Origin of the sequence: Rhizobium sp. LjRoot98 (genome assembly GCF_964252935.1) — a bacterium.
Lineage (GTDB): Bacteria > Pseudomonadota > Alphaproteobacteria > Rhizobiales > Rhizobiaceae > Pararhizobium.
Genome location: NZ_CAXUPW020000004.1, coordinates 475,261 through 488,236 on the forward strand (window position 1 = coordinate 475,261; position 12,976 = coordinate 488,236).

The following is a 12,976-nucleotide window of genomic DNA, read 5'->3' on the forward strand; positions in this document are numbered from 1 at the left end:
CCATGGAAAAAAGCATAGCCCGCTACATCTGGACGCACACGAGAGGCCAGCAGCTCTGGATCCTTCTGGTCGTCGCCGTCTCGATGATCCCCTATTTCCTGTCCTTCGACCTGCCCAAGCAGATCGTCAACGGGCCGATCCAGGGTCAGGGGTTTGACCAGCCGGGCGCCACCCAAACATTCATGAATATCAGTTTCGACTTGCCATGGCTCGGAACCGTGACGCTGTTTGACGGCGTTGAACTGACCCGCATGCAGACCCTGTTTGCCCTCAGCATGGTTTTCCTGCTGCTGGTCATCATCAACGGCCTCTTCAAGTTCTACATCAACACCTACAAGGGCCGGCTTGGCGAGCGCCTGCTGCGCCGCATCCGCTTCGAACTCGTCGACCGGATTCTGCGTTTCCCGCCCGGCCAGTTCAAGCGGATGAAGGGCGCTGAAGTGTCCAGCATGGTGAAGGACGAGGTCGAGCCGCTCGGTGGCTTCACCGGTGATGCTTTCGTCCAGCCCGCCCTGCTCGGCGGCCAGGCCTTGACGGCCCTGTTCTTCATCTTCATGCAAAATGCCTGGCTTGGCCTGATCGCAGCCGTCATGGTCGGCGTCCAGGCCGTGATCATTCCGCGCATGCGCCGGCGCCTGCTGGTGCTCGGCCGTGAACGCCAGATCACCGCCCGGGAACTCGCCGGCCGCGTCAGCGAGATTGTCGACGGCATCGGCACCATCCACGCCTATGACACATCCAACTACGAACGCGCCGACATCGCCGCGCGCCTCGGCCGCATCTTCAAGATCCGCTACGACCTCTATCAGTGGAAATTCCTGGTCAAGTTCATCAACAACTTCCTCGCCCAGCTCACCCCCTTCCTGTTCTATTGCATCGGCGGTTACCTGGCCCTGCAAGGCCGTCTCGACATCGGTCAGCTGATCGCCGTGATCAGCGCCTACAAGGACCTGCCCGGCCCGCTGAAGGACCTGATCGACTGGGACCAGACCCGCCAGGATGTTCAGGTCAAGTATGTTCAGGTCGTCGAGCAGTTCAGTGTCGACAAGACCATCGATCCGGCCATCCAGGCCATAGCCGTCAAGGACGCCGGTTCGCTGAAGCATCCGCTGGCAGCCGTCAACCTGTCGCTGGCCGACGATAGCGGCGCCAAGCTTCTGGAGCGCGTGTCGGTCCAGATCCATCCCGGCGAAACCGTTGCCATCGTCGGGGGTGCCGCCGGTGGCGGCGACATGCTGGCGGAAGCGTTTGCGCGGCTCACATGGCCGGAGAGCGGCAAGGTAACGGCAGGTGGCGATGATCTGCTGGAAATACCGGAATCGGTCACGGGCCGGGCGATCTCCTATGTTTCCTCCGATGCCTATTTCTTCTACGGAAGCCTTCGCGACAATCTGCTTTACGGCCTCAAGCACGCGCCTCTGAAGGAAGCCGTTTATGAAGGCAGCGGCGCTGCGCATCGCAAGTGGCAGATCGCCGAGGCGAAACTCGCCGGCAATCCGGACTACGACGTAAACAGTGATTGGATCGATTACGAGGCCGCCAACGCGACCAACCGCGACGATCTCTTCACACCGGTTCTTTCGGTGCTCGACACGGTGCAACTGTCAAAGGACATTCTCGACCTCGCGCTTCGCAGTACCGTGTCCCCTGATGAGCACCCCGGCCTTGCCGAGGGCATCGTCGAGATGCGCCACGCCCTTCGCGACGAATTGGAAGAGGCGGGCCTCAGCAGCCTCGTCGTCTCCTTCGAGCCTGGCGCTTACAATACCGAGGCGACAGTCGGCGAAAACCTTCTGTTCGGCACTGCAACCGGCCCGGCATTCATCGGCAAGGCAATCGGCAAGAACGCCTATTTCCGCTCCGTCGTCGGCCGCTCCGGCCTAGACCGCATCCTGTTCGACATGGGCTACAGCATCGCCGAAAACGCGGTGGAACTGTTCGCCGACCTGCCGCCGGATCATCCGTTCTTCCAGCAGCTGACCTTCATGACGGCGGATGACATTCCCGATTATCAGCTGCTGCTGCAGAAGTTGAAGGGCAAGGGCTTTGATGCCGCCTCGGAAGATGATCGCGGCCAGATCATTCGCCTGAGCTTCCGCTATGTCGAACCGCGGCATCGTTTCGGTCTTTTGACGGACGAACTGATGGCCAAGATCGTCGATGTGCGCCGTCAGTTCCACGACGGCCTGCCCGACAATATGCGTGGCGATATCGAGCGCTACGACCCGGAACACTATCTGGCGTCAGCAAGCCTGATGGACAACATCCTGTTTGGCCGCATCAGCCACAAGCATAGCGACGGGTCGAAGCGCATTCGCTCGATCGTCAGCTCGCTTTTGAACTCGCTCGGCCTGCTCGAACGCGTCATCGATATCGGCCTGGATTTCAATCTGGGTGCCGGCGGCAAACGGCTGACTGCAGTGCAGCGGCAGAAACTCAATCTGGCGCGTGCCCTGGTCCGCAAGTCTGAATATTACATCTTCAACCGGCCCCTGCCCGGCCTCGATCACCGTCTTCAGGATGAAATCGTCCGCGACGTGCTGAAGCTGGTGCGCCGGGACGGGCGCGATCCGGCAGTCGTCTGGGTCCTTTCAAACACTGCGCTGTCCAGTCTGTTCGACCGTGTGCTTGTCTTTGACCGCGGCTTGCTTGTGGAAGAAGGAACGCATGCGGCGCTGGTCAAGAATAACGGTATCTTTAAGGAGCTTGTGTCATCATAATGCCAGTGGAGAAGTCCAAGCGTGCGACGGGGATGCAGGCAGGGCAATCCTCGCGATGCCAACGCCGGTGACCGTCACCGGCGGATGATCCGGGAGGAAGAAAAAAATGGGGAATGGGCACGACTATGCTGTTGAAGGATGAAGTTCAAATGCTGCGGCGCGTGCCGCTGTTTTCGAATGTCGAACCGGGCAAACTGAAACTTCTCGCGTTCACCTCCGACCGCGTGAGTTATGATCCGGGCGAAGCGCTTTTCCATCAGGGCGATACCGGTGATGCGGCCTATGTCGTCTTGGCGGGCAGAGCGGATATCCTGGTCGATTCCTCGACCGGCCCGATCAAAATCGCCGAAGTCGAGACCAACTCCATCGTCGGCGAAATCGCCATCCTTTGCGACGTTTCGCGAACCGCCACAGTGCAGACAACGACGCCGCTGGAAGCCCTGCGCATCCGCAAGGAACATTTCCTCAAGCTGCTCACCGACTTCCCCGAAATCACCATCGAGATCATGCGCGTCCTGGCTGATCGCCTCAGCCATACGACCAGCGAGCTGTCCGAAGCCCGCAGCCGTGCACGCAAGGACTCTGACCTGCACTGAGTGAGCACCTGTCTTCTAAGCAGGTTGTCGCAGGTTCGAACTCCGCAAGGGTCGCCAAAGCGTCAGCCTGCGGGAGGCTTCCACAGTTCGATCACTCCGCTTTTCCGGTCGATGCTGAAGTTTCGCGACGGCAGGCCGGAGAGGTATTTCGCCAACATCCGGAATATCACGGCGAACTGCGTCTGCACTGCGCCCGGCTCCTTGTTATCGCGATCCGAAAACAGTTGCCCGACGGCCAGGTAGGCTGAAATCTTGTCTGCGCCGATCCAGTCCAGCGCAAGTTCGCTTCCCATCCGGACCCGGTACCAGTCCGCCAGAAATGCCAGCGCTGGCATTCCGCGGAGTGTCCCGATCTCCGTTCCGCGTTCAGTCAAGCGCGTGGCCAACCGCTGCTGCAGCTCCGTGTCGTCGCGGGCAGAGGTGATTGCCATCATTGCATCCTCAGCGCCAACCGGCACATTGATCAACGCCAGAGCCGCCAGATCGGCGAGATCGAGACCGCGGATCAGCGCGGCAATATCCTTCGGCCATTCCCGCTTGAGATAACGCCGTCCGACCAGATGGCCGATATGTTCGAACAGGAAATCACCATAGCTGTCCACATCCAGCAGGCCGCCGGTTTCCAGCCGCGACGGTAAAATCTCCCTGCCATAAGCCTGCCGCAGATCATCATCGAGCGGCATCGCCTCGAGGCCAACCGTTTCGATGCCGAAATTGCATTCTCCGATGGTGATGATCTTGTAGGCGCCCGGAAATGCCACAAGCGACGGCATGGCGATATTGGTGAGGAAGCGCTCGCCGCTGCGGTACTGCGCCGTATCGTTGACATGCAGATGCCCACTGAAATGGATATCGATACCCGCGTCGATCAACGCCTCTGCAACGTCGATGCGGGGAATGCGTTCCGCCATGCCTGTCCGGCCAAGCAGTGCCACCTCGTCATCGACAGTTGCGTCAAGCGGATCCAGAACCGGATAGTGTGAGAACGCCAAAAGGCATTTGCCCTCGTCCCGCGCCCGGCGGGAAACATCGGCCATCCAGTCCAGAACGAACCGCTTGTGTACCAGCATCGCGTTCCAGCCGGCGCTGGTGCTGTCAGCGAGATCGCCGGCTTCGCCGGGGACGACCCCATCGACAGGCGCAAAGACATTGGCATCGATCATCAGCAGCCAGACGCCGGGAAAGGGCTCGACCAGATAGGACGCATCCATCAGCCGGCGCGTGGTGTTTCCATCCGGCGAATGGACCGCGTAGAACCGTGCTGCTGGATCGCCATCGATGCCAAACGGCGTTTCCCAGTGCAGATCGCCCGGCCGCGGATAAAACCCAAAATCCGCCATGGCATCCAGCCCGTCCGGATAACCCTGGCAATACATCCGATCACTGGCGATGACCGCATGCGCACCCCGGTCGCGCAGATGCGGGTCGCTGCTGAGAATGCTGTAGCCACCGTCTTCGTTGAGGAAGCGCTTGGCGCGGTGGCGCCCATCCGCCCCGAAAATATCGTGATTGCCGGTGGTGGCATAAAACCGCATGCCAAACCGCTCCGTGTAATTGTCGAGCACCCGCTTGACACCCTTGACGGTTTCCACCTGCCCGTCATCGGAATAATCGCCAAGCAGCACGACATGGCGGATGCCTCGTGCCGCGATATCATCAAGCGTGTAATGAAGCGCGAAATAACTTTCGTTGAAAACCCGCGTCGAGCGGGCCGTGTCGGCCAACAGCCGGAACGTCAGCCGGCGGTCATCCTGCATGATACCGGCAAAGCCGTAGTCGGCATAGAGATCATGGAAATGCGCATCGGCGACAATGGCGATGCGCGGGTGCTCTGCGGTCGGCATTCTGTCGGTATTTTCCGTCTGCACGTTCAAACCGGATTCGTTTCTCTCCGTCTCTCGCATATGTGCAAAGAAAAAGCGAATTGAAGTCTCGCTTAACCCAAGCAGTTTAGCTAACATGGCGGAAATGCGGCTTGGTTAATCAAGCACGACAAAAAGACGACCTTAAGAGTTAAGTGGGACAGTTGCAGACGGAAAGGCAAGATAGTTTTCCGTGACTGAGGCGAGAGAGTGAACGAAAACGTGTTTCGGGTGCGATTATGGGGTGTGCGTGGCAGCCTCCCGGTCTCGGGGGCCGAGTTCCAGAATTATGGCGGCAACACCATCTGCATCGAGATGCAATGCGGGCCGCATAGGCTATTGTTTGATGCCGGCTCCGGCCTGATGCCTGCCGGCCAGGCGTTGAAATCCGAAGGCGTTTCCGACTTCAACCTGTTTTTCACCCACTGCCATTACGATCACATTGTCGGCCTGCCCTATCTGCCGGCGCTGTTTGACCCGCATGCATCGGTAACTCTCTGGTCGGGACATCTGGCCGGACGCATGTCCACCCGCCAGATGATCGGCGAATTCATGCGGCCGCCGTGGTTCCCGGTGGAGCCGGATATCTGCCGCGCCTCGATCAACTGCCGCGATTTCCGCTCCGGCGATGCGCTTGTTCCCTATCCTGGTGTGACGATCCGTACGGGCAGTCTCAATCATCCGGGCGGCGCCATCGGTTACCGCGTCGAATGGGGCGGCCGCGCCGTGGCGCTGGTCACCGATACCGAACACAAGCCCGGCACGCTCGATCCCGCCGTGCTCGACCTGATCGATGGCTGCGACCTCTTCCTCTACGATTGCATGTATACCGACGACGAAATGCACCGCCATGTCGGCTACGGCCATTCCACGTGGCAGCAAGGCATCCGGCTCGCCAAGACGGCAAAGGCCAAGCAGGTCGCCTTCATCCACCATTCGCCGCTGCGCACCGACACCGAACTCGACGAAATCCAGCGGCTGGCTGGCCGGGAATTCAACGGCGCGATTACCGCCCGTGACGGTCAGGTGATCGATCTCTGAGGCAGCCTTAGACGGTTGAGGCCTGCTGCTCCCGAAGGATATCCGCAACCGGGGTCCACCGGCAGGCGGGATGGCCTGCGGTCACGGCAAACAGTGCATTCATGAAATCCCAGACCGCCGCGTCATGCACCAGATGATGGGTCAGAAGCCCCATTGCCCCGCCATGATCGAACATGAACCGCAAGCGCGCGGCAATCTCGATAGCCAGTGCCTGCCGGTCACGTCCTCCCCGCGTCCCATGCCAGTCCATCACATCCACATGCGTATTGATCAGCGGCAAGGCGGTCGGCTTTTCCGGGCCATAGACCGACAGGGCTTGAAATCCAAGTCCCGTCAATTCCGGCAGAAGTATTGCATCGATCCGGTTCCACGGCGGCACCAGCATCGGCACAAACTGTCCGCCATAGAGCGCGGCAAGCTGGTCGAAACCCCGCTTCAACTCGCCAAGGACGTCCTCCGCCGGGCGATGCCGGCCAAGTTCCTGCTTCTTCTCGTCGGCGCTTGCATGGTTGCGGTGTGACCAGCCGTGTACTACAACGGAACACAATGGTTCCGCCTGCAGCCGTTCGGCCAGCGCCGTGCCGGTATGCGCCGGAATGACCGCCAGCGTCAGCGGCACTGCGAACTTGTTTGATACATCCAGCAACCGGTCGAGGGCTCCCGTTGGCTCGATGGCATCGTCATCCCGCAGCCAGAACTGCGCCACCTTACCCGCCTGATGCCAGCGATCCAGTTCGCCAACGATCGCTGCTTCGAATTCACCCATCATGTGGTACCCGCTTTTATATATTCGTCGAGGATCGCACTTAACCGCACCGCCGCCCGCTCAAGCGAACGCTCCTCAACAGCAAAGGATCTAGCCGCGCCGGCAAGCGCCTGCCGCTCGCCGTCATCCGTCAGCAGCCGCCCGATCGCCTGCGCATAGGCATCGACATCTCCCGGCGGTGTCAACAGGCCCGTTTTCCCCTGCACCACCACCTCAGGCACGCCAGCAATCTCCTGTGCGATAACAGGCAACCCTGCGGCTTGTGCTTCGAGATAGGCTAGACCATAAGCCTCGCCGCACCCCGGCCAAACGTAGAGCGATGATCCCGACAGGAGATCGGCGATTTCGGTTGCCGATTTTTCGCCGTGCCAGACAATCCGGTCCGCATCGAACCCGGCAAACAATGCACGCACATCGGCAGCACGCGGTCCGTCGCCAACGACGGAAAGCTGCCAGGGCAGATGCGTCAGCCGCAAAAGCGCATCGGCCAGCATGACATAACTGTCCATCTTGTCGCCGGAGCGCATCATCGCAACCGTGACCAACCGTCCGTGTTGAGGGTGCGGTTGCGTCTCAAGCAATAGTGCCGGGTCAATGAACGGCGGCAAAAGCGCCAGGCGTGCCTCCGGCCCTGCCGCTGCAAGCCCATCGAAATCTCGCCGGGTCAGGCAGATATTCACCGATGCCTGTTTCACGGCATCCAGCACCTGTTGCTGCATATCCGCCCAAAGCCCTTGATTGCGCCGGGCAGAATAGGACGCTTCCGCCGTCACATAACCCAGGCCAAATTTCCGGGCGAGCGCCGGGCCGATCAGATCCGGCGCCTTGTAATAGGGGTGGTAGCAAAACCAGAGATCCGGTGCGCCGCGCTCGCGCCAGAGCGCCGAAATCCGCGCGCGTTCTGCGGCCATCGCTGCGGCCCGTGTTTCGATTGCATCAGCCGAAGCATCCGGCAGGAAAGCCCGAAGCTCTGAAGCAATTTCCACCTGATGGCCTGCCTTGACCAGCGCTGCCATCAGCAGGCGCGCCATCAGCCGGTCGCCGGAGGGAACGGGGTGATTGGGGGATTTGAGCGGGCTATAGAATGCGATCTTCATCAGATGCGTTTCTAGAACATAGCACCACCGTTGGGAACCAGCCCTGCCGGGTAGTTTGCAAACTGCGCTAACCGGGTGCCCGGTCAGCCGAGTGCGAGTTCCGTCTGCGCATCGAACAGATGCAGAGCGTCGTCGTCGAACCCAAAGGCCTGTTTCATGCCTACCGTCAGCTTGGTACGCGGCGGCAGGCAGGCGGTGACCTTTTGTCCACTGACCCGACCCGTCACCACCAATTCCGGGCCAGTCAGCTCGACAACCTCGATCTCCACCTGCAGCACGGGATTGTCCGCCGCATCATCCGTCAGGCGAAGCGCTTCCGGACGGACACCCAGCTTGACGCGCCGCTCGGCTGATGCTGCATTTTTGAAGCGCGCCGGCAGAGTGATGACCGTAGCCGATCCGTCCAGCTGCACGCCCTCGCCCGTGACCACACCATCCAGCACGTTCATCGGCGGCGAGCCGACAAAACCAGCGACATAGAGCGTCGCCGGATGGTCATACACCTCTTCCGGCGTGCCAAGCTGTTCGATCCGGCCGTTGCGCATGACAGCGATCCGTGTCGCCAGCGTCATCGCCTCGATCTGGTCATGGGTAACGTAGACGATCGTCGTGCCGAGCATCTGGTGCAACCGTTTCAGTTCGGTGCGCGTCTCCATTCTGAGCTTGGCGTCGAGGTTGGACAGCGGCTCGTCGAACAGGAAAACCTGCGGCTTGCGCACCAGCGCCCGGCCGATCGCCACACGCTGACGCTGGCCACCGGATAGCTGGCCGGGCTTACGATCCAGCAGATTTTCGATCTGCAGCAGTCTGGCTGTTTCCTGCACCGCCTTTTCCCGCTCCGCGGCCGGAACCTTGCGCATCTCCAGCCCGAAGCCGATATTGCGATGGACCGTGAGGTTCGGATAAAGCGCATAGGACTGGAACACCATGGCGATGTCACGGTCCTTCGGATGCACCCCCAGGATAGAGCGCCCACCGATCCGGATATCGCCGCCCGATGCCTCTGCAAGACCGGCAATGATGTTGAGCAAGGTCGACTTGCCGCAGCCGGAGGAACCGAGCAGCACCAGGAACTCGCCGCTTTCCAGCGATATGTCGATGCCTTTCAGCGTCTCCAGCGCGCCGTAGGTCTTGCGGATATTCTCGATTTCGAGCGCGCTCATGCGGTCTCTCCGGTCGCGGCCAACAATGGGCCGCCATAGTTGCGGGGAAGCGTGGAAATGGCGCGCGAGGCAACAGTGGTTCCGGCCTGCAAACATTCCTGCAGCGGCAGGCCTTCGGCAAGCGCCGCCAGAAACGCAGCATTGAAGACATCGCCTGCACCGATCGTATCGACGACCTTGACCGGCGGTGCCGGTGCAGACACCAGCGCACCATCGGCGCCGATCGCAAGAGCCCCATCCGGACCGCGCTTGACGACGACAATGGCATCCTTGGGCATATGGCGTTTGAGTTCACGGGCAGCTTCAACGGGGTCGGCAAGGCCGGACAGTGTGGTTGTTTCCACCTCGTTCAATAGCGCGCAGCCGCAGCGCGATAGCCATCCGCGCGTCGCCTGCCGGTTTTTCTCGGTCCACCCGTCGAGCGGCCAGCCGGTGTCGAGCGCCAGCGTGATGCCGTGTGTATCGGCCCAATCGAACAGATAAGGGTAATCCGCCGCCAGATCATCGGTAAGGAAGGAGCCGCAAAGCAGCGCATAGCCACCGGACAGCCGGGCGCCGTCAAGGGCTGCAAACACGCAGTCGAGTGAAAACCGCGGCAGATGTCCGCGGGTCGTGAAAAACGTCCGCTCGCCGTCGGGATGGGTGATGCCGACCGAAAGCGTCGTCCCTTCCGGCCGAACCGGCCATTTCTCCGCCTGAGAGCCGAAGGACTCGCGTAGCCAGCGGCCAAACTCGTCGGTGCCGGTATTGGCGGCGATCTCGAAATCGACCCCGAGCGCCTTCCAGGCAAGGGCCGCATTGCCGGCTGAACCGCCGACACGCAATTCATCGTGATCGACGATGATCTCGGTGCCGGCCTTCGGCCAGGGCTCCGCCGGTCCAAGGATCAGGTCGACATTGACGTTTCCGATCACCGCAAGCGGACGCATGTCATTCGCTCCGGGTAATCTTGGTGGAGCGCACCGGCGTTCCGGCATTCTCGACGCGGGCCTCGGCAAAGGCGATCATGAAGCGCTGGGCAACCGGCAGCATCGAGAAGATGGCCGCAAACCCCGTCGCCGGCGCAAAGCTCAGCGTCGTTGTCCCCGCCACCGGCGCTTGCCCCGACGCATCGAAAACAACAACCGGAGAGCCTGTCTCCACCGCCGATACAGCCATCGCCGTCACCAGATCGGCGGTTGCGTCATCACCGCGAAACAGCACGACGCCAATCTTCGGACCCAGCATTTCCATCGGACCGTGCCGAAGCTGTCCGCCCTCCAGCGAGAAACAGGGATAACGCGAAAGCTCCGTCAGCCCAAGCGCCAGCGCTTCCGCCAGCCCCTGCAGGCGGCGCCCCGAAGTGACCACCGCGCCGATGTTTTCAAAAGCCGTAAGCGCTGCCGTCACATCATTTTCAACAGGCGCCGAAAGCACAGCCAGCGCCGGGGCCGGGTCCTCGCCGAGCGCCGCGAGAATTGCCAGATGCAGCGCGAAACTGACCGTCAGGCTGCGTGTCGCGGCAAAGGCCAGTTCCGTACCACCGGCACCGACAAGGCAGGGCGTGGCTCCAGCCAGAAAGGACGTCCCCTCCAGCGTCAGTCCGAATGTATCTTCCGATCCACCGGTTTCTGAAAACCAGCGCAGGACCTCAGCACTCTCGCCGGACTGCGAGGTGATCAAAACGGTGCGGCCTTCGATCGCCAGCGGCATGCCGAGCTGTTCGGACAATGTGACGGCAATCGCCTCAATGCCAAGCGCACGATATAACGGTTCCACGGCGCGATTGACCGCATGCGACCCGCCCATGCCGAGCAAAAGCAGGCCGCCGGTCTCGCGCAGTGACGCGGCGATCACTTTGGCTCTCTCGCCTGCGCTCTCGAAGGAGGCAATCGCATCGGCATTCTGCCGTGCCATTTCGCGATCGATCGCTTGCAGTCCGATCGGGCGATAATCGTTGGAGGTCATGGTCATCCCTTGACGCCGCCGCTGGTGAGCCCGGAGATCAGGGCGCGTTGCATGACGAGGCCGATCACCACGGGCGGCAGGGCGGCAAGCACGCCCGCGGTTGCGATCAGTCCGTAATCGGAAACACGGCCACCGGCGAGATCGGCGATGGCAACGGTCAGCGTTTTGGCGCGCAGGTCGGAGGTGAACAGCAGTGCATAGAAGAATTCATCCCAAGCAAGCAGGAAGGCAAACAGCGCCGACGTCGCCATCACGGGGGCAGCCAGTGGCAGGGTGATGATCCGCAGCGTTGCAAACAGCCCTGCCCCGTCCATCATCGCCGCCGCCTCGATCTCCCTCGGGATGGCATCGAAGCCGGATTTCATCAGCCAGGTGGTGAAGGGGGCAAGGATGGTCAGATAGACCAGCGCCAGCCCGAAAACGCTGTTGAGCAGGCCAAGATGCGCAAGGCCGAAATAAAGCGGCACCGCCAGCGCCACCGGCGGCAACATATAGGTGGCGATCACCATATAGAGCGACCAGCCGACCGATGGCGTGCGCGATACGGCCCAGGCCGCGGGAATGGCAAGCGCCAGCGCAGCGATGGTCGCCATGCCGGCAACGAGAATGCTGTTGGTCAGCGACGCCACGAAGGCGGCACCGGCGCTGTTTTCAACGCTGGAAAGCAACGTCGCATAGCGTGAGAAGTCCACCGACTGCGGCCACCAGACAAGCGGCTTTGCCGTCAAGTCAGCGGCCGGTGAAATGCTCATGACGAACAGCCACAGAACCGGTGCAAGGATAATGACCGCAAGCAAGAGAGCGCAGGCATGGATGAAGAAGGAGAAGAGAAAACTCTTGCGTTCCATTATGCCGTGCTCCCCGCTGTGCGCCGGACAAGCATGGCATAAACAGCTGCCAGAACAGCCACCAGCAGCGTGACGATCAGCGCCAGCGAGGCACCGGATCCCGCCCGCTGGAAGGAAAATGCCTCCTGATAGACGAGGATCGACAGCGTGCGCGTGCTGTTGGCTGGTCCGCCCCGGGTCATCACCCAGATGATGTCAAACACCTTGAACGCCTCGATGGTTCGAAGCACCAGCGCCACGATCAAAGGCCCGGCCAGATAGGGCAGGATGACGAAGCGGAAACGGGCAAAGGGGCCGGCGCCATCGACCAGCGATGCGGCGGTGATGTCGCGCGGCACGGCTTGCAGGGCGGCCAGCGCAATCAGCGCCACCAGCGGAAAATTCTTCCAGCAGTCTGCGATGATCAGCGAAGCCAGCGCCGTGCCGGGCTCACCCAGCCAGGAGCGGTAGGCATCGAGCATGCCGATCTGGGTCAACGCTGCGTTCAGCGCACCATATTCCGGATTGTAGATCAGCCGCCAAAGCGTGGCGTTGACGACGGTCGGCAAAGCCCAGGGCAGGATCATCAGCGCACGCAGGACGGTGCGTCCATAAAATTGCTGATTGAGCAGAAGTGCCGCCAGAACGCCGAGAACCATTTCGGCAAAGACGGAGATGACGGCAAAGATCGTCGTCGTCGTCAGCGTGCGCTGGAAATTGGAGCTGGTCAGCGTCTTCACGTAATTGTCGATGCCGACGAAATTACCGGCCGTACCGACCAGCTTGGCATCGGTGAAGGAGAGCCCGACAGTATCGGCGAGCGGCCAGCCGATGACGGCGATCATGACGGCGAGCAGCGGTAGCATCAGCAGCCATGCACGTGTGGTCATCGATGTCCCGGACATGGGGCAACTCTTCCTGAAAATATCATGGGATGCAAGGGGGGCGAAAGGCCGG

General features: G+C 61.2%; 11 protein-coding genes. 3 read left to right on the top strand and 8 right to left on the bottom strand.

Annotated elements, in window-relative coordinates:
- The first annotated feature begins 2 nt into the window (after window positions 1–2).
- A complete protein-coding gene (locus tag ACSQ3J_RS16650; RefSeq protein ID WP_436039571.1) occupies window positions 3–2,720 on the top strand; it encodes an ABC transporter transmembrane domain-containing protein in 2,718 nt (905 codons plus the stop codon).
- A 125-nt stretch (window positions 2,721–2,845) separates the two neighbouring features.
- A complete protein-coding gene (locus ACSQ3J_RS16655) occupies window positions 2,846–3,316 on the top strand; it encodes a cyclic nucleotide-binding domain-containing protein (RefSeq protein WP_060506096.1) in 471 nt (156 codons plus the stop codon).
- Window positions 3,317–3,378: 62 nt separating this feature from the next.
- Here ACSQ3J_RS16655 and ACSQ3J_RS16660 read toward each other — a convergent pair whose 3' ends face one another.
- A complete protein-coding gene (locus tag ACSQ3J_RS16660; protein ID WP_060506006.1) occupies window positions 3,379–5,160 on the bottom strand; it encodes a metallophosphoesterase family protein in 1,782 nt (593 codons plus the stop codon).
- Between the two features lie 228 nt (window positions 5,161–5,388).
- Here ACSQ3J_RS16660 and ACSQ3J_RS16665 point away from each other — a divergent pair, with 228 nt between their 5' ends.
- The gene (locus tag ACSQ3J_RS16665) at window positions 5,389–6,219 is read left to right on the top strand and encodes an MBL fold metallo-hydrolase (RefSeq protein ID WP_060506007.1); all 831 of its coding nucleotides are present in this window, start codon (window positions 5,389–5,391) and stop codon (window positions 6,217–6,219) included.
- 7 nt (window positions 6,220–6,226) lie between these two features.
- On the opposite strand, the gene ACSQ3J_RS16670 is transcribed toward ACSQ3J_RS16665, so the two are convergent.
- The 7 genes from ACSQ3J_RS16670 to ACSQ3J_RS16700 form a co-directional block, all read right to left on the bottom strand.
- Window positions 6,227–6,988, bottom strand: a complete 762-nt coding sequence (locus tag ACSQ3J_RS16670; protein WP_112834578.1) for a polysaccharide deacetylase family protein — start codon at window positions 6,986–6,988, stop codon at window positions 6,227–6,229.
- A complete protein-coding gene (locus ACSQ3J_RS16675) occupies window positions 6,985–8,082 on the bottom strand; it encodes a glycosyltransferase family 4 protein (protein ID WP_060506009.1) in 1,098 nt (365 codons plus the stop codon). Before ACSQ3J_RS16675 ends, ACSQ3J_RS16670 begins: the two co-directional genes overlap by 4 nt.
- Before the next feature lie 83 nt (window positions 8,083–8,165).
- A complete protein-coding gene (locus tag ACSQ3J_RS16680) occupies window positions 8,166–9,245 on the bottom strand; it encodes an ABC transporter ATP-binding protein (RefSeq protein ID WP_060506010.1) in 1,080 nt (359 codons plus the stop codon).
- Complete coding sequence (locus ACSQ3J_RS16685; RefSeq protein WP_060506011.1) at window positions 9,242–10,174, bottom strand: PfkB family carbohydrate kinase; 933 nt, start codon at window positions 10,172–10,174, stop codon at window positions 9,242–9,244. The genes ACSQ3J_RS16680 and ACSQ3J_RS16685 overlap by 4 nt, the downstream gene beginning before the upstream one ends.
- Window position 10,175: 1 nt before the next feature.
- A complete protein-coding gene (locus tag ACSQ3J_RS16690; protein ID WP_060506012.1) occupies window positions 10,176–11,198 on the bottom strand; it encodes an SIS domain-containing protein in 1,023 nt (340 codons plus the stop codon).
- On the bottom strand, window positions 11,195–12,040 hold the full coding sequence (locus tag ACSQ3J_RS16695) for a carbohydrate ABC transporter permease (RefSeq protein WP_060506013.1): 846 nt from the start codon (window positions 12,038–12,040) through the stop codon (window positions 11,195–11,197). The genes ACSQ3J_RS16690 and ACSQ3J_RS16695 overlap by 4 nt, the downstream gene beginning before the upstream one ends.
- The gene (locus ACSQ3J_RS16700) at window positions 12,040–12,924 is read right to left on the bottom strand and encodes a carbohydrate ABC transporter permease (protein ID WP_060506014.1); all 885 of its coding nucleotides are present in this window, start codon (window positions 12,922–12,924) and stop codon (window positions 12,040–12,042) included. Before ACSQ3J_RS16700 ends, ACSQ3J_RS16695 begins: the two co-directional genes overlap by 1 nt.
- Between the last annotated feature and the right edge of the window lie 52 nt (window positions 12,925–12,976).